The 17,353-nt window shown below is 54.4% G+C and carries 15 protein-coding genes and 3 pseudogenes; 9 read left to right on the top strand and 9 right to left on the bottom strand.

Going from position 1 to position 17,353, the window contains the following annotated elements:
• Positions 1 to 14 precede the first annotated feature (14 nt).
• The 3 genes and pseudogenes from IGS75_RS12510 (at position 15) to IGS75_RS15930 (ending at position 2,966) form a co-directional block, all read left to right on the top strand.
• Positions 15 to 2,090, top strand: coding sequence for a TonB-dependent hemoglobin/transferrin/lactoferrin family receptor (locus tag IGS75_RS12510; RefSeq protein ID WP_237468820.1), 2,076 nt, complete (start codon positions 15 to 17; stop codon positions 2,088 to 2,090).
• A 142-nt stretch (positions 2,091 to 2,232) separates the two neighbouring features.
• Positions 2,233 to 2,700 (top strand): annotated as a pseudogene (locus IGS75_RS15935) (transposase); the annotation flags it as partial.
• A 125-nt stretch (positions 2,701 to 2,825) separates the two neighbouring features.
• On the top strand, positions 2,826 to 2,966 hold the full coding sequence (locus IGS75_RS15930) for a hypothetical protein (RefSeq protein WP_456306158.1): 141 nt from the start codon (positions 2,826 to 2,828) through the stop codon (positions 2,964 to 2,966).
• A gap of 131 nt (positions 2,967 to 3,097) precedes the next feature.
• On the opposite strand, the pseudogene IGS75_RS12500 reads toward IGS75_RS15930, so the two are convergent.
• Positions 3,098 to 3,479: pseudogene (locus tag IGS75_RS12500) on the bottom strand (IS5 family transposase); the annotation flags it as partial.
• A gap of 137 nt (positions 3,480 to 3,616) precedes the next feature.
• Between IGS75_RS12500 and IGS75_RS12495 the strand changes: the two are divergent.
• The 6 genes from IGS75_RS12495 (at position 3,617) to IGS75_RS15875 (ending at position 10,103) form a co-directional block, all read left to right on the top strand.
• On the top strand, positions 3,617 to 4,234 hold the full coding sequence (locus tag IGS75_RS12495) for an RNA polymerase sigma factor (RefSeq protein ID WP_337249227.1): 618 nt from the start codon (positions 3,617 to 3,619) through the stop codon (positions 4,232 to 4,234).
• A gap of 5 nt (positions 4,235 to 4,239) precedes the next feature.
• Positions 4,240 to 5,205, top strand: coding sequence for a FecR family protein (locus IGS75_RS12490; RefSeq protein WP_202257029.1), 966 nt, complete (start codon positions 4,240 to 4,242; stop codon positions 5,203 to 5,205).
• A 210-nt stretch (positions 5,206 to 5,415) separates the two neighbouring features.
• Positions 5,416 to 7,905 (top strand): TonB-dependent receptor, encoded by a 2,490-nt coding sequence (locus tag IGS75_RS12485; RefSeq protein WP_237468816.1) that lies wholly within the window; start codon positions 5,416 to 5,418, stop codon positions 7,903 to 7,905.
• Positions 7,905 to 8,189, top strand: coding sequence for a hypothetical protein (locus tag IGS75_RS12480; protein WP_202257027.1), 285 nt, complete (start codon positions 7,905 to 7,907; stop codon positions 8,187 to 8,189). Before IGS75_RS12485 ends, IGS75_RS12480 begins: the two co-directional genes overlap by 1 nt.
• A 1-nt stretch (position 8,190) precedes the next feature.
• The gene (locus tag IGS75_RS12475; protein ID WP_202257026.1) at positions 8,191 to 9,741 is read left to right on the top strand and encodes a PepSY-associated TM helix domain-containing protein; all 1,551 of its coding nucleotides are present in this window, start codon (positions 8,191 to 8,193) and stop codon (positions 9,739 to 9,741) included.
• Positions 9,741 to 10,103, top strand: coding sequence for a DUF3325 domain-containing protein (locus tag IGS75_RS15875; RefSeq protein WP_202257025.1), 363 nt, complete (start codon positions 9,741 to 9,743; stop codon positions 10,101 to 10,103). The genes IGS75_RS12475 and IGS75_RS15875 overlap by 1 nt, the downstream gene beginning before the upstream one ends.
• A gap of 87 nt (positions 10,104 to 10,190) precedes the next feature.
• On the opposite strand, the pseudogene IGS75_RS12465 reads toward IGS75_RS15875, so the two are convergent.
• From IGS75_RS12465 to thiC, 8 genes and pseudogenes are all read right to left on the bottom strand, one after another.
• Positions 10,191 to 11,215, bottom strand: a pseudogene (locus IGS75_RS12465) (transposase).
• A 32-nt stretch (positions 11,216 to 11,247) separates the two neighbouring features.
• The gene (locus tag IGS75_RS12460; protein WP_202257024.1) at positions 11,248 to 12,060 is read right to left on the bottom strand and encodes a hydroxymethylpyrimidine/phosphomethylpyrimidine kinase; all 813 of its coding nucleotides are present in this window, start codon (positions 12,058 to 12,060) and stop codon (positions 11,248 to 11,250) included.
• Positions 12,057 to 13,019 carry a HesA/MoeB/ThiF family protein gene (locus IGS75_RS12455; protein WP_237468814.1) on the bottom strand — a complete coding sequence of 321 codons (963 nt, stop codon included), beginning with the start codon at positions 13,017 to 13,019 and terminating at the stop codon, positions 12,057 to 12,059. Before IGS75_RS12455 ends, IGS75_RS12460 begins: the two co-directional genes overlap by 4 nt.
• Positions 13,016 to 13,627, bottom strand: coding sequence for a thiamine phosphate synthase (locus IGS75_RS12450; RefSeq protein WP_202258598.1), 612 nt, complete (start codon positions 13,625 to 13,627; stop codon positions 13,016 to 13,018). Before IGS75_RS12450 ends, IGS75_RS12455 begins: the two co-directional genes overlap by 4 nt.
• Complete coding sequence (locus IGS75_RS12445) at positions 13,627 to 14,385, bottom strand: thiazole synthase (protein WP_202257022.1); 759 nt, start codon at positions 14,383 to 14,385, stop codon at positions 13,627 to 13,629. The genes IGS75_RS12450 and IGS75_RS12445 overlap by 1 nt, the downstream gene beginning before the upstream one ends.
• A 1-nt stretch (position 14,386) precedes the next feature.
• A complete protein-coding gene (gene thiS, locus IGS75_RS12440; protein ID WP_202257021.1) occupies positions 14,387 to 14,584 on the bottom strand; it encodes a sulfur carrier protein ThiS in 198 nt (65 codons plus the stop codon).
• A complete protein-coding gene (locus IGS75_RS12435; protein WP_202257020.1) occupies positions 14,574 to 15,512 on the bottom strand; it encodes an FAD-dependent oxidoreductase in 939 nt (312 codons plus the stop codon). Before IGS75_RS12435 ends, thiS begins: the two co-directional genes overlap by 11 nt.
• Complete coding sequence (gene thiC / locus IGS75_RS12430) at positions 15,509 to 17,302, bottom strand: phosphomethylpyrimidine synthase ThiC (RefSeq protein WP_202257019.1); 1,794 nt, start codon at positions 17,300 to 17,302, stop codon at positions 15,509 to 15,511. Before thiC ends, IGS75_RS12435 begins: the two co-directional genes overlap by 4 nt.
• Positions 17,303 to 17,353 lie beyond the last annotated feature (51 nt).

Here is a 17,353-nt window from a genome sequence, read left to right as displayed (position 1 = left end):
ATCTCCTTGAGTCCATGAAAATCGATCCCGATGCCGACTACAGTAATGTCGGAAAGGCACGCGTCTTCACCCAGACGACGACACTTAAAACCCTTCAAACCCGCATGATCGACAATATTTCGGACTACAGTCGACGCGTAGATGCGGCCGTCAATTTCAATTCCAACAATTTCAGCATCAATATGCGCGGCCTCGACCAGAACCGCATTCTCACCACCATCGATGGTATCCGAACGACCTGGACCGATAACGGTGCCCGTGGCCTGGATGGCGGCGTTTCGGCCTATGATTTCAACGCCCTCGGCGGTATCGATGTCATCAAGAACGCTAATTCCAGCTTCTTTGGGACGGGCGCCCTAGGCGGTGTTCTTGCTCTGCGTACCCTGAACCCCGAAGACATTCTGAAAGAAAACCGGACATTCGGCGGATTGTCGAAAGCCACTTATGACGGCTCAAGCGAAAGTGCCTACCTCAACCAGGCTCTGGCCGCGCGTTACGGCAACACCATGATTCTCGTCCAGGGCGGCTATCAGAATGGCAGCGAAACGGGCAACCACGGTGATATCGGCGGAACAGGGACGACACGTTCCAAAAAGGATCCTGCATCCTATACGCAAGGCAATTTCCTTGGAAAAATCCATCATTACTTTGCAGGCGGTCATCGCGTGACGTTGACCGGGGAGGTTTTCGACCGCAACTATAATGAAAACACCCTTTCCAGCATTAATAGTACCTACAGCCGCTATCACACGCTGGAAGAGACAAAACGTTCCCGGGTCTCCGCAGGATACGACTACAAGGCCGCTAATCCCGTAGCCTTCATTAGCGAGGCGCATCTGACCGCCTACTGGCAGAACGTAGACACGATCAACGATACGGCCGCCAATCGTCTGACAGCTCCGATCGGTGAGTATGACCGTAATGATATCCTCTCCACCCAGTCCTATGGTGCTGTTGGCTCCATCACATCCAACGTCTTCACCGGTCCCCTACATCACGCGATTACGCTGGGAGGCGAAGCCTATCTGACTGATTCAAGCGAATACGCCGCAGGCAAGGACAACTGCACGGCTACGACTTATACCTGCTATTTCCTGCATAACAATCAGTCCGACATGCCTGATGTACACGGAACAGATCTTGGTGCCATCGTTCAGGATCGCATCGGCTATGGTGAGCACGAATGGCTGCATATCACGCCGGGCTTCCGGTTCGACTGGTATAAACGCAGCCCGAAATATACCCCGAGCTATGTTGCCAATGCGATCTACAGCGGCACACCGCGTGGAGCAAGTGGATCACATTATTCCCCGAAGATCCTCGTCGAGGCGCGTCTTCTGAAGGATTTCACAGTCTATGCGCAATATGCCGAGGCATTCCGTGCCCCTTCGGCCAATGAAATGTATCTTACATATGGTGGAACCGGAACATATGCGTCCATTGGAAACCAGAACCTGAAGCCCGAAACCAGCAGAGGCTGGGAAATCGGCGCACGTTATGGAAATTCCAAAAAGGGTGCGAGCATTTCTTTTTACGATAATTATTACCACAACTTCATCGATAGCGTGACAGGAACAGAAGAAGAAGCTGGTATACTTGGAAACTTCCCCTATGGCGTCTACAAATACATCAATCGCCAGAGTGTTCGTATTTACGGTGTCGAAGCCCGTGCAAACTGGACTTTCGCCGATCACTGGCAAGTCTGGACTTCCCTCGCCTATTCAGATGGACAGGACAGGCAGGAACATGTCCACCTCAACTCCGTTGCTCCGTTCCGCGGGATCGTCGGTTTTGGTTACGTCACAGATCGTTGGGGAACGAACCTTTCTACAACCTTTGCCGCAGCCCGTAACAAGGTTCAGGACATGTCATCAAACGTTAACAAGACACCCGGTTATGCAATATTCGACTTTACGGGCTGGTACTCCCCAAGGTTCTATCACAATATGCGACTTCAGGTGGGTATGTATAATATATTTGACAAAAAATATTATAGCGCTTTGGATATCCCCGACAACATTACAGTCCCGAAAGCGTACTACACTCAGCCGGGTCGCAGCTTTAAGGTAACGTTATTGGCTAACTTCTGATTCTGCAGAGCGAGAGGATTAGTCTTTTCGTCCGTTCTTGAGGGTGGCGCTCATATCACAGGTGGAGGGTTCGAAAACCCTCTTGGCGCTAACTTGTTCTCTGTGATTCCATTCGTCTGGTTCTGACTGAGGGAATGGCGCTATGAAGCAGTCTGGTTTCTTTGACGTTGAAGAGCGGCTTGCCCGGTAGAGCGGGCTTGGTGATCAGCTCGAAGCGTTTTCCCGGACTGTGGATTTTGAGGCCTTCCGCCCTGAGCTGGAGAAGGCTCTGGCGTATTCTGACGGAAGCAAAGGCGGGCGACCGCCGTTTGATCCGGTGCTGATGTTCAAGATCCTGGTGATCCAGACGCTCAACAATTTGTCTGATGAGCGGACAGAGTATCTCATCAACGACCGCCTGTCGTTCATGTGTTTCCTTGGTCTGGGACTTTCAGATCGGGTTCCTGATGCCAAAACAGTCTGGTTGTTCCGTGAACGCCTGACACAGGCGGAGGCCATTGAAAGACTGTTTGAGCGCTTTGATGCGACCCTGCGGGACGCCGGTTATCTGCCGATGTCCGGCCAGATCCTGGATGCCACGCTGGTCGCGGCTCCAAAGCCAATGAAGACTTCATGGAAAAGCAGGGCTTTGTCTCAAAGGTTCATCGCAAAAAGCCGCATCTCAAACCCATGCCACTCCATATCCAGCGGTTCAATGCAGGAAAGTCCGTGATCTGATCCCGCGTCGAGCATGTCTTGGCCGATCAGAAATCGCAGACGGGACTGTTCGTCCGAACTGTCGGTATCACCCGGGCCACCATGAGGATCGGGCTGGCCAATATCGTCTACAACATGCGCCGCTTCCTCTTTCTGCAGCGGATCAGCACCGCAGCGTAGCTATCAAGCGGGTAACAGCCCCCAATCTGCTCAAAACGCAGACCGGATGCCATCGCAGAAACCGTCAATCAAATCGCCAAAAGCCAGAAATCACGGACCACGCACATCAATTGACGGTTCTTCGATCCCTCCAGCTTGGTATTCATACCGCCTTTGGTGCGACCGATCAGGCGGCCTGGAGCCCTTTTTTTAGCCGCAGGCTCGAAGCCGTGCGGTGCGCCTTGAGATACGTCGCATCAATCATAAGGGTCTTGGGCTCGGCCTTTGCAGCAGATAAGCCGTCCATCATCCGCATGAAAATATCCATGTCGTCCCAACGCTTCCAACGGTTATACAGCGTCTTGTGGGGGCCGTATTCCCGGGGCGCATCACGTCAGCGCAACCCATTGCGGTTCACGAAAATGATCCCGCTCAACACGCGACGGTCATCAACACGGGGTCTACCGTGGCTCTTTGGGAAAAGGGCCGCAGACGATCCATCTGTTCATCTGTCAGCCAAAACAGGTCGCTAATTTCCAGTCTCCTCGCAGGGCCTGAATCAGATTTCTACAATCAAATCAATAGGTCCTGAGTCTAGAACACCCCATTTAACGTGACATCGCCGCCAGAGGTCAGTGCGCCGCCGTGCACGGCAGGTGGCGCGATCGGAGATGAGTTCGTTGATGACCTGGTTTGTGATTTCAGGTCTCGTTAAATCATATATTTGTTGCGAGTTATTCTCATTTGCTATAATTGATTCACCCTTACACGGAGTTGGATCACGTCAGAAAGTGGACAGAACACGAATAAGCCGCCTGTTTTTGGGCCATAGACGAGAGTTGGCTGAGTATGTTGGACGGCAATTGAATGACCGCGATCTTGCTGCCGATTTTGTGCAGGAAACCTTCATTCGCTTCATGGAGCATGGGGACGCCCTTCCGGCCGATTCATGCCGGGCATTCCTCTATAGTACACTTCGCAATCTGGTAATCGACCATGTCAGGTCTGTCCGCCGACGTAAGACATCCAATACCCTTATCGAAGATCTAGCCTTCACGATCGACGACAGGCCTCATGCGGAAGACGTAGTGGCGGCGAGGCAAAAAATTCGCCAGATTGCAGCGCTTCTGGATGAATTGCCTCAAATAACTCAACGTATATTCGTGCTCAATCGCGTAAATGGACTGAATTATCGCACGGTAGCGAAGAAATTAGCCGTCTCTGAAAGCACTGTACAAAAGCATCTTGCAATAGCTCTTCGGCATCTTCTGTCGCGCCTTCCCCGCTAATTTTTATGTTTTTCTTTGCTGATCTCATGACAGATAATACGGACGACCAGCTGGACAGAATCAATATGGAAGCTGCGGAGTGGGTCATTCGCCACGGCGGTGGCCAATTGACGCTGGAAGAACAACAATCTTTCGAAATATGGCGATCCGTATCGCCTCTTCATGCGGCAGCATTCTGCCGAGCATCCAGCCTGTGGTCGGATCTTGATGTAGGAGGTAGCAAGAAGGGAACCCAGCATCGGAAAACAGCAAAACATGTCGCGGCAACAGGGATGTTCGTACTCGTGCTCGGGATCGGCGTGAGCTGGCTTGAGCCCGCCCGCTGGTTTGCCGATTACACAACGAGGACAGGAGAAATTCGTACTGTTCAGTTTAATGATGGCAGTCTTGCCGAGCTGGATACCCATGCTGCCCTCAGCTTGCGCTATACGGCAAACGAACGACGAGTTATCGTAGTCGGAGGGCAGGCCTATTTTACCGTTGCTCCTGTGAGTGGGACAGAACACCGGCCTTTTGTGGTTGATGCAGCTGGTGGCACAGTGACTGCACTGGGCACCCAATTCATGGTCGCACGTGACGGTTCGGACGTGGATACAATCGTGACTGAACATACTGTCCGTGTCGCGAAAGAGAATCATGAGGGTATTTTGCGGTCAGTTGTCGTTTCGAAAGGACAGAGCGTCCATTTCGACCGATCGGGCCTGCATGAACCACACGCGGTGTCTACCGCAACGTTAACCGCATGGCGGACCGGGCAGCTTGTCTTTGATAATGTGCCACTCTCAGACGTGATCGCGCGCCTGAATCGATACCGCCATGGCCGGATCGTTTTGGCGAAACGAAGTCTAGCCACTCTAAGAGTGAGCGGCGTCTTCGCCTGTGAGAATATTGGGGGCGCACTGACAACGATCAGTCAGGAACTGCACGTAAAAACAATTTCTGCGGGCACATTGGTAACAGTCATCTATTGATGCCTGCTTCAGGCCCAAGCGTGCAGATCTGTCACCAGGAAGCTCTCAGAAGAATTCTGTATATAAATATCTGTAAATAAACAAAATAATTCAAGAAAACAAAAAAATAAAAAAACCTTACTGATTCCCATAGGCTCAATCGTCCTAACTTTGTGAAAAAAATGCAATTCATTCGCAGTTGCATAAATGGGCTTGGGAAATGGGAAGAGAATGAGTGCTCATAAGGCGCATCGTTGGGCAGGACGGTGTAAAAATTTTTATTGGTTGATGTCGGGAACGGCCCTGACTGTTACAGGCCTGCTGGTATCTGAAATGCCCGTACATGCGCAGGAGCAACTCTACCCAAGCGCCACAAGCCAGTCGATGATCTCGGTCAACATTCCTGCGGGTGATCTTAACGCATCTCTGCTCACCCTTAGCCGAAAAGCCGGGCTGCGGGTGTTCTACGACATGAACAAGGTCGACGGGCTAAGAGGGAACGCCGTGTCTGGAACCATGACACCAGATGAGGCTTTCAGTCGTATTCTGGCTGGAAGTGGTTATACGTTTTCACGTTCAGGCCAACGTATTTCCATCTTGCAAGTTTCCTCTCCCATTATGCTTGGCCCTGTACGGGTTGGAGGGCGTTACCGCATTGTAGTCCCCACCACAGCAATGATTGGCAATCTGCCACCAACGTTGCCGGGTGGAGAGATCGCGCGTGGCGGACAGCTCGGGTTGCTTGGCAACCGGGATGTGATGGACACGCCGTTCAATATGACAAGCTATACAGAGGCATTCATCGAGGAGAGACAGATCCGGACAATCCGCGATGCACTGAAGGACGATCCTTCGGTCAGAGGAATATTCTCGGAAGGAACGGCTGGCGTAGAGCGCCTGCAGATCCGTGGCTTTACACTGGATAATGTGGATATTTCCTATGGTGGAATGTACGGGATGATGCCATTCAGCGGCATCACCTCGGAACTTGCCGAACGGGTTGAAGTGCTGCGCGGTCCTGCGGCCTTGCTGAACGGCATGTCCCCTGGAGGTGCAATCGGGGGTGTCGTCAACGTCGTGCCCAAGCGGGCCCATGATACACCGATTACGAAGATCGAAGCGGATTATACCTCCAACTCGCAGTTCGGGGGACATGCTGATATCGGACGGCGTTATGGCAAGGAAAAGCAGCTCGGTATTCGTGTAAACGGCATGATCCGCTCAGGCTCGACCGCAATCCCCTATAGCGGAATGAAAACGGCGCTGGTTGGAGCGGGCGTTGATCTTCGACTACACCATGTCCGGCTATCGACTGACTTTGGCTACCAGGTTCGTAACATCGATGGGGTTCTTCCATACTACTCGCTGGCTGCAGGCGTGCCGGTCCCCGATGTCTCAAAGGTTAAAAGAAACTACAAGCTGCCCTGGAGTTACTTCAATGGAGAAGACATTTTCGGGGTATTTCGAGGAGAAGTAGATCTTTTCCGTAATTTTACTGCCTATGGCAGTGTTGGTGTTCATGACTACAAATACAGGGGCGCATATTCTCAGTATGTGGTTGTTAGCAATGCCCAGGGAGCGGGGTCTGGCTCCAGCCCGGTTGGGATTGTACAGAACGGTCGTTATCTGACTGCCGATTTAGGCGTTCGCGGAAAAGTCGATACCGGTCCCCTCAAGCACGATCTGGCGTTCTCAGCTAATCGTCTTGATCTTACGATGGGTCGGATTTTTGGTTCGAACACTGATATTCCTGCTTATGCTTTGAATATTTACAGCGGGAAAAATTATTATCCTCTGAGCCGCAGTGTCTCTGTTCCCTATAGTTCTCCGAAGACTGGAACATCGACCCTGTCCAGTCTGGCGTTTGTCGACACGATTTCTACGTTGCACAATCGTATTCAAGTTACAGCCGGGCTGCGAGCTCAACGCGTACAAAGCGCGAGCTACAGCACCACAACAGGAGCAGCTTCTGGAATTTATGACAAAACGGCCATAAGTCCGGCTGTGCTCGCCGTGTTCAAACCGCTGAAGAATGTCTCGATCTATGGAAACTGGATCCAAGGACTGCAACAGGGAACGACGGTTGGCACAACTTATGCCAATGCAGGTGAAATCCTCGCTCCATACAAATCGACGCAATATGAAGTCGGCGTAAAAGCGGATTTCAGGAAGTTCATAGCCACATTCGATGTTTTCCAGATATCCCAACCCAACACCGTCTCTAACGCAGCAACCAATATACTTACCGTAAACGGGAATCAGCGTAATCGCGGTCTCGAATTGAATATTGCTGGTGAAGTTTTGCATGGTCTACGCGCTACGGGTGGTGTGATGCTTCTAGACCCTACTCTCACAAATACGCAGGGAGGCACTTACAACGGTCAGCGAGCACCGAACACCTCCCCTGTTAATTTTAACATGGGGTTAGATTACGACCTACCATTTATCAAAGACCTCTCGATAACATCTGACATCATGTATACGGGGTCAGAATACATTGAAAATTCGACATCCTACAGGAGAAGTATCCCCAGTTGGGTCAGGCTCGACTTGGGAGCCCGCTATGTCATGAAAAATCCAGCTACAAAAAAAGGAAAGATAACGTTTTTCCTGAACGTGGATAATGTGACTAACGCTCGCTACTGGAATTCCAGCGGCGCCCGCTTTTTGTCGCTGAGTGCACCGCGCACAGTTCGTTTCTCGATCGCTGCTGACTTCTGATGAGACGCTCCGGATTAGGCGTCGTCGCAAGAGTTCTTCTGGCAACTGGCGGAGCCTATGTTGTCACCTCTTCGACTCTCGCGGCATTCTGCATTGTGCTGTTTGCTTCAGGTGTGCCGCGTGTGAACGCCGTAGCAATGGGAACGATGCTGGGCTTCATCCTCTATCTGTGCCTGATTCTTTGGGTCTTCTCTTCCCGAAAGCCGTGGCGGATTCTCGCAATGTTTATTCTCGCGATTGCCTCTGAGAACTGCATGACTTTTGTCATTGGTCACGGACACTAACATGGAGCAGGATTTTAGACGTTCCATGGGCTGGCTACATACTTGGGCGGGGGTCGTTCTGGGAAGCATCCTGTTTGCAGTCTTCTGGATGGGCACGCTTTCAGTGTTCGATAGCGAGATAGATTCCTGGATGGAGCCGGCCACGCGACTGCCTACCGCGAGCAGCCCTTTACCACTTGAAACGTTCAGGCCTTCATTGAACGATGCGATTGCTGCGAAAGCTGCCTTCTGGAACGTGACCATGCCTGATGACCGTCAGGCCGTCGTTCATGTCCACTACCGCACCCGCCAGAAATTCATCACGCGTGAATTTAATCCGGTCACGGGCAAAGAGCTGCCAAATAGCGGAACGCTTGGAGCGACAGGCTTCATTTTCCCATTCCATTACACACTTGAAATCGGATTGATGAATCTTGGGGAATGGTTGGTCGGATTAGCGTCCATGGCCATGTTGGCCCTGTGCATCACGGGTGTTATCATCCACCGCAAGCTGTTTGCGGAGTTCTTCACCTTCAGGCCTACAAAAAAACCACGCCGAATGTTATTGGATTTGCACAACATGGCTGGTGTGCTTGGCCTGCCCTTTCATATCATTCTCACATTCTCCGGGCTCGTCATTTTGAGCACGACCTATTTCCCCGGAAGTGTGAAAGCAGTTTATCCAAACCCGCGTGGTTACTTTTTCGAGGTCAACGGCCTGACATTCCTCCCAATAAAGCCCGGAAAGCCTGGTGCCTCCGTTGCTTCGCTGGATAAGGCTGCCTCTTACGTTCGAAATGTATGGAACGGAGCGGAACCTCATACGATACTTGTGATGAATCCCGGCACAACAACAAGTCGGATGGCGTTTTTCCGCCAAAGCGACAGACAGGTCACCGTTGACAGGGATGTCATCTCGTTCGAAAGTCCGACTGGAAAATATTTCTCTCGGTCTCCAGCGCCGCATCCGATCATTCGGGCGGAACACTTTCTAAGTGGTGTGCATCTCATTCAATTTCATCACTGGGCCTTGCGCTGGTTCTACTTTATTCTCGGGCTAGGCAGCTGTGTTTTAATTGGAACAGGATTTCTGTTCTGGCTTGCAGCACGTCGAAAGACACAGGAAAGTACTTTCGGCTTCAGGATAGTCGAAGGGGTAGCTTCAGGATCAGTGACAGGAATCATTATTGCGACATTAGTCTTCTTCGTCGCCAATCGCCTACTGTTTCCAAATGCGCATATATTTAGCCAAGATCGCTCCACTCTTGAAATTTGGGCGTTCTATTTTTCGTGGCTGGCAACATTCCTGCATGGCTGGATCCGACCTCGACGAATGTGGATCGAACAAAGCGCTACAATTGGGGTTCTGGCGGCCCTCGCCGCCTTACTTAACTGGATCACAACAGGAGATCATCCACTGCGAACGCTCTTCCATCGCTATCTCTGGCCAGTGGCAGGAATGGATGCTGTATTAATGATCGGATCTGTACTAGCTTTAGTGGTAGCACAGCGTCTGTCTAGTAGAGCGCGATTCTCTGTTCTCTTAAGCGTTCCGTTGAGGAAGCGTCTGTAATGATATCAATAATTATATATTTAATTTTTGAGCCAATACTATTTGTGGCTTTTGCACTATTGGCGCTGACGCAATTTCCGCATCGTAGAGCCACAAAGACGTCAGAACTATCATCAGGTGCCATCTTTAAAGCTCGCCTGTTGGCAGGAGTTCTGCAGATTAGCATTTTGATTATGGCTGTTTTACAGGATGGAGAAGGGTTTGGATTTCTTCTCTGGGCCTGTCTGCTACCATTTTCTGCCTGTTCTGTATCGCTGTTTCTAGCGTGGCAGCCTAACCTTTTGGCGCCACTATCAAGACTAATGGTTTCACTAGAATATTGCTCCGTTAACACCCATCTGGACGGATCGAAAAATCGTTGATTAATGTGTCTTGGTTCTGATGTTGGGTTTTTGGATAACTTTCGCTCTATACTTTGAGCAGATCGAGTGCTGCCCCCCGCTGGGTTGCTACGCGGCGGCGTTTATCCGCTCCAGGAAGAGGAAGCGGCGCATGTTGTAGACGGTATTGGCCAGACCGATCCGCGTGGTGGACTGGGTGATGCCTACGGTTCGGATGAACAGTCCCATCTGCGACTTCTGATCGGCAAAGACATGCTCGACACGCGAGCGGATGACCGACTTTCCAGCATTGGATCGCTGGATATGCCGATGCATCGGTTTGAGATGCGGCTTTTTCCTGTGAACCTTGGAGACAAAGTCCTGCTTTTCCATGAAGTCTTCATTGGCTTTTGAGCGATACGCCGTATCAGCCCAAACGCCTGAGGCTATATTGGTTTTATCCAACAGGCCCTCGCGTAGTCTGGCATCATCGCTGGCTGCGGCATTCGTCGTCTTCCATTTCCCGATAAACCGAAACTTCTGGTCGATGGAGACGTGGGATTTGTAGCCAAAGAACGGAATGGCGAGATCACTTGACGGCATGGTTCCATCATCCTGCCGCTTCGCCTTCATGAACTTCAGTGTCCAGCGCGCATGACGATCCTTGTGCGACAGCTTTGCGGGTTTGTCCTGCCAGTCTTCAGGAATACGTCCTTCCCAAAGGTTGTTTTTCTCTGCGTTGGAGTTCTGCTTTGGAGCAGCCACCAGGTTGCCTCCAGGATCTGGCCCGACATCGGCAGATAGCCTGCGTCAGACGTTCCCTGAACAGCCAGAGTGTTCTGGCATCAGGCATGCGCTCCGATAGGCCCAATCCCAGAAAGCACATGCACGACAGGCAGCCGTTGATCAGATATTCCGTCCGTTCATCGGACAAATTGTTCAGCGTCTGGATAACCAGGATCCTGAACATCAGCACCGGATCAAATGGCGGTCGTCCACCTTTACTGCTGTCTGAGCAGGCCAAAGCCTGCTCCAGATCACGGCGGAAGACTTCAAAATCTACAGTCCGGGAAAATGCTTCGAGCTGATCACCAAGCCCACTCAGCTGAGGAAGCCGCTGCTTCAACATCAAAGAAACCAGGCTGCCTCGCCATCCATTCCCTCAATCAATGCAGGAGAAATGGAATCACAGAACAGGTCTCAAAAGCAGAGGGTTTTTCGAGCCCTCCTGGTTCTGGAGATCGAATCCCATATATTTTCTATTATCTTGTTCTCTTTGAAAGCGTTCATTAATTCCGCAGCGGGCACGCGCAATAGCGGATAAGAGGGAGTATCCCTGACTCAAGGCGGCGGCGATACTACTGGCTAGTTGACATCCTGTTCCCCTGAGGTCGAACTGATATCGTGGCGAACCAAAATATAATGTCGGAAGGCCTGTGCGATAAAGAATATCCGTTGAAAACTCTGGATGGCTATCATGACCGCCCTTCACGAGGATACTTTGGCAACCAAGCGCCAAAAACGCCTCTATGGCGTCAATATTCTCAAACGTCGGATTGGATTGTAGCGACAAATTTAATATTTTAAGTTCAGGAATATTGGGGGTCAGGACAGTTACTCGCGGCAAAATTAGATCTATAATTGTTTTAATATCATCTTCTTTTAAAAAATCATGGCCAGAGCTGGAACAGACAACCGGATCAAGGACGATTGGGACATCAGGAAGACGATCTGCTATAACTCGTATGAGTTTTTTATTGCACAGAACGCCAATCTTTACGGCTCCGATATCTTCCTCAAGCGCCGCCTCAATTTGGGCGGCAAGCATCTCCGGAGAGACGGGGGAAACGGCCTGGACTCTTCGATCCGTCTGTACCGTAACAGCAGTGATCGCTATACGTGCCGTCAGTCCTGCTTCATGAACGGCAAGAAGATCGCGGGCGAGACCAGCTCCTCCGCTGGAGTCCATACCGCCTATCAACAGAACAGGACGTGTCATCGTCCCGCTGTCGCAATGAATGCAGTAGCACCGCTGTGCTCGGAATAGCGTTTTGCCGCCCGCCAGGCTCGCAGACCACTGGCACATACGAACACGGTTCTTCCAGCCTTAAAATTTAGTGTTTCTGGGTTCTCGATCGGACCACGAAAAGCCCAATCTACGGAGGGAGGACCTTTCTCATTGGTCCTGCGTAAATCAAATACCCGATCATCCCTCGTGAGCTCTTCAACTCCAAGCACGAAGGGCCCCCTCGCTTCTGCCGCTGGGGCCTTATCAAAACGAAAAGATGAATTTCTCCAGCGCTCCAAATCCAGCGTGATAACCTGTCCCAGCGGTGAAGGCTGTGTTTCAAGTAGAACCGAGAGCACCATCTGCGCCTGTATGGCCCCAAGCGCCGCAACAGCAGGCCCCATCACACCGGCTTCAGTACAATTCGGCAAAATGGCGGGAAGATCCGGGAAAACGGCCCGGTAATCCGGTGCCGTACCACAGAACCCGCCCGCATAGCCCGACCGCCCAAGCACCGAAGCGCTCACGAGGGGAAGACCCGCTTGAACACACAGATCGGACAGCATATAGGTGACGGCCACGCTGTCCGCCGCATCCACGACAACGGATACATCCGTCAGAAGACGCCGCGCCAGCACCGGCTCCAGACGCTCTGCCACGGGTACGATCTGACAGTCTGGATTCAGATCCGACAGCCGTTCTGCCACGCAGGCGGTCTTGAAGCGACCAATATCGTCCATGCGAAAGAGCGTCTGGCGATGCAGGTTGCTCTCATCCACACGATCATGATCGACCACCGTCATCCGCCCGCATCCGGCTCCGGCAAGCGCAGGCAGAACAGTCGCGCCCAGACCTCCCGCGCCCACCACCAGGATATGGGCTTCCAAAAGGCGCTTCTGGTCAGCTTCCCCCTGGGGGAAAAGCCCGGTCTGCCGCATATAACGGCTCATCGTCTGTAGGCCTGCGTCGCGGCGACCCATTCCCGACAGCGCGCCACCGGGTCCTCGGCCTGCTGGATGTCCGTCACAACGGCCGCGCTGTTCGCCCCCGCCGCAAAAACCCCTTCAAGGCGCTCCGGCGTAAGGCCGCCGATGGCGACGAGCGGCGTCTCCCCGACGCGGGTTTTCCAGTTCCTGACGCGCTCCAGCCCCTGCGGCCCCCATTTCATTTTCTTCAGAAGCGTTGGATAGATGGGACCAAGTGCGACATAGGCCGGGTCGTAAGACAGAGCCCGTTCGAGTTCCGCCGGATCGTGGGTCGACAGTCCGAACCGGATCCCCGCATGCCGCAGAGCATCAAAATCAGCGGTCTCCATGTCTTCCTGCCCGAGATGGACGAAATCACATCCCAGTTCCAGTGCAAGACGCCAGTAATCATTGATGACAAGCTGCGCGCCATGTGGCGCGCACAGCGTCCGCGCATGACGGATCTGACGGCGCAGTTCCGCCTCCGTCATGTCCTTCAGCCGAAGCTGAACCAGACGCACGCCACAGGGCAGCAGCGTTTCCAGAAACGCAACGTCGCCCACCAGAAGATAGAACGGATCAAGCACTGTCATCACGCCAGCTCCGCCAGACCGAAGACGGGCGTTGAGGCGCAGGCCATGTCCCGTCTGGGCATCAGCCCGGCCTCGAACGCTTCCCGCCCCGCCTGAATGGCGCGCCCGAAAGCCCGCGCCATGGTCGCCGGGTCCACGGCCTTGGCCACCGCCGTATTGAGCAGAATGGCGTCCAGCCCCATCTCCATGGCCTGCGCCGCCTGACTGGGCGCTCCGATCCCGGCATCCACAACCAGCGGAATCCCGGCGAAATGCGCCCGCATGGTCCGCAGACCTTCAGGATTGCGCAGCCCCTGCCCCGATCCGATGGGCGCGCCCCACGGCATCAGCACCTTGCATCCGGCTTCCAGAAGTTTTTCCCCCACGATCAGGTCTTCGGTTGTGTAGGGGAACACCTCGAACCCCTCTGCACACAGCACACGCGCGGCTTCGACGAGCGCGAACGGGTCCGGCTGGAGTGTGTCGGCATGGCCGATGACTTCCAGTTTGATCCACGATGTTCCGAACACTTCGCGCGCCATGCGGGCCGTGGTGATAGCTTCGCGGGCCGTATGACACCCCGCCGTATTCGGCAGCAGGCGGCAGCGGCTTTCGGACAGGATATTCCGGAACGCCGCACCCGCAGCCCCCTCCCGCCGCAGCGAAACCGTGATGATTTCCGCGCCGGACGCCTCGATCGCCTCCAGCAGAACTGCGGGCGACGGATACTGGGCCGTTCCGAGCATCAGCCGCGACCTCAGATCAACGCTATAAAACATGTCATCCTCCCTGCATCGGAGACAAAACTTCGACCTTCATGCCTTCGTCCAGACGAGTTGCGTCACGCATGGAGCGGGCGATAAAATCGCCGTTCAGGGCCGTGGCCACGCAGGGGGCCTCAAAACCCTGTTCGATCAGCAGATCGGCCAGCGTCCGGGCCTGTGTCCTGACGATTTTGCCGTTTAGATCAATCCGCATGCGCATAAATCTCCGCAAGTTCTGCTGCCAGCCGCTCGGCGCAGACGGGCGCCATCAGGAAACCGTGGCGGTACATCCCGTTGACGTAACTCCGTCCCCCGACATGACGCACGGCCGGAATGTTGTCCGGAAAGGACGGACGCAGCCCCGCGCCCAGTTCAAGGATTTCAGCCTCGGCAAAGCCCGGATGAAGCGCATAGGCCGCCGAAAGCAGTTCCATCGCTGCCCGTGCCGTCACCGGGCCGGGGCGGGCACTTTCCACCATGGTTGCCCCGATCATGTACCGATCCCCGTCCCTTGGCACGATGTAACAGGGAAAACGCGGATGCAGCAGTCGGACCGGCCGCGTCAGCGATACGTCCGGGGCATGCACGATCAGCATTTCCCCCCGCACGCCGCGCAGATCGGCGAGACTGTCCCGCGAGACCAGCCCCCGGCAGTCCACGACATGACCGCGTGGCGTCCCGGAACGGAAGCTCACGCCTTTCGCCAGCAGGCTGTCGCGCAGGCTGGCAAGCGCTTTGCGTGGGTCCAGATGCGCTTCGGTCGGGAAAAACAGTCCGCGTGCAAACCGGCCTTCCAGATCCGGCTCCAGATCGCCGGGGACGACCCAGTCGTGCTGCTGCGTAGCGCGCGCAAAACGATCCAGTTCGGCACCATCACGCGGTGGGGCGACGACAAGCGTGCCACGCTTTGTGACGCCCGGAACATGGGCTGCCCACCAGTCCACCGCCGCCTGCCCCTGCGCCACGATCAGGTCGGGCGCGCTTTCCCCCTCGCAGAACGGTGCCAGCATTCCCCCCGCAAACCGTGACGCCGCCTCTGGACTGCCCTCCGGGACGATGACTTCCACGTCAAGACCCCGGTCGGAAAGGGCCGTGGCGCAACACAGCGCCGCAACCCCCTCCCCCAGGACGGAATGGATCATTCCGCCGGTTCCGTCACGGGAACATAAAGCGCCCCGCCTTCCCGGAACTTTCCGGCCATTTCTTCCATTCCGGCCTGCTTTTCCGCTTCCGCCCGGATGTCATGGGAGATCTTCATCGAACAGAATTTCGGCCCGCACATCGAACAGAAATGCGACACCTTGTGCGCCTCTTTCGGCAGGGTCTCGTCATGCATGGACCGCGCCGTATCGGGGTCCAGACCCAGATTGAACTGGTCTTCCCACCGGAACTCGAACCGCGCGCGGGACAGCGCATCGTCACGCATCTGCGCGCCTGGATGCCCCTTCGCCAGATCCGCCGCATGGGCTGCAAGCTTGTAGGTAATGACGCCGGTTTTGACGTCGTTCCGGTCCGGCAGGCCCAGATGTTCCTTCGGCGTGACGTAGCAGAGCATGGCCGTGCCGAACCAGCCGATCATGGCCGCACCAATGGCGGAGGTGATGTGGTCGTAACCCGGCGCGATATCGGTCGTCAGCGGGCCAAGCGTATAGAACGGTGCCTCGTGGCAGTGCTCAAGCTGCTTGTCCATGTTGGCCTTGATCTTGTGCATCGGCACATGGCCCGGCCCTTCGATCATGACCTGACAGTCCTTCGCCCAGGCGATTTTCGTCAGTTCGCCAAGGGTTTCCAGCTCCGCGAACTGCGCCGCGTCATTGGCATCGGCGACCGAACCGGGACGCAGTCCGTCGCCCAGCGAGAACGAGACGTCATAACGGCGGCAGATGTCGCAGATTTCATCAAAATGTTCGTACAGGAAGCTCTCGCGATGATGATGCAGGCACCATTTCGCCATGATGGAGCCGCCACGGGAGACAATCCCCGTCACGCGCCGCGCCGTCAGCGGGATCATGTGCAGGCGGACACCGGCGTGGATAGTGAAATAATCCACCCCCTGCTCCGCCTGTTCGATCAACGTATCGCGGAAGATTTCCCATGTCAGGTCTTCCGCAATTCCGCCGACCTTCTCCAGTGCCTGATAGAGCGGAACCGTCCCGATCGGCACGGGCGCATTGCGGATGATCCAGTCGCGGATGTTGTGAATATTGCGGCCCGTTGAGAGATCCATGACCGTATCCGCGCCCCAACGGATGGACCACACCATTTTCTCGACTTCTTCTTCCATTGAAGACGTCACAGCCGAGTTGCCGATATTGGCATTGATCTTCACAAGGAAGTTCCGGCCAATAATCATCGGTTCGAGTTCGCGGTGATTGATATTGGCGGGAATAATGGCGCGACCCGAGGCAATTTCCTGCCGTACGAATTCCGGCGTCACGAAATCCGGAATGCTGGCTCCGAAATCCTCGCCGTCGCGCGCTTCTTTCAGGGCTTCCGTCCGGCCGATATTCTCGCGGATGGCGACAAATTCCATTTCCGGCGTGATGACCCCCGCACGGGCATAGGCCATCTGTGTGACGGCCCGATCTCCAACAGCCCGCAGGGGACGGCGCTGCTGCGGAAAGCTCGGAGTCAGGCGGTCACCCTGTGCAAAACCGTTATCGGCTGCCGTGATCGTCCGCCCTTCATACTCTTCCACGTCTCCACGATCGCGCAGCCAGTTTCCCCGGCTGTCCGACAGGCCCTTTGCGATGTCGATGCTAACGGATGGATCGGTATAGGGGCCTGAACTGTCATAGACATTCAGCGGACATTCACCCGAAACCGCAATCTGCCGAAGGGGAACCGCGATGTCATGATGCACGCCACGGACATGGATCTTGCTGGAGGCCGGCAGAGGGCCGGTCGTAATAGCGGGAATGGAAGCGTTCATGTGGTGTCTCCTCAAGCGCACTCGAAAAGACCCAGGGAGAACGTGAAGCAG

The organism is Gluconobacter sphaericus (assembly GCF_016757795.1).
Classification (GTDB): domain Bacteria; phylum Pseudomonadota; class Alphaproteobacteria; order Acetobacterales; family Acetobacteraceae; genus Gluconobacter; species Gluconobacter sphaericus.
Note: the sequence above shows the minus strand (reverse complement) of the source record. Positions and strands in the feature narration are given on the sequence as shown.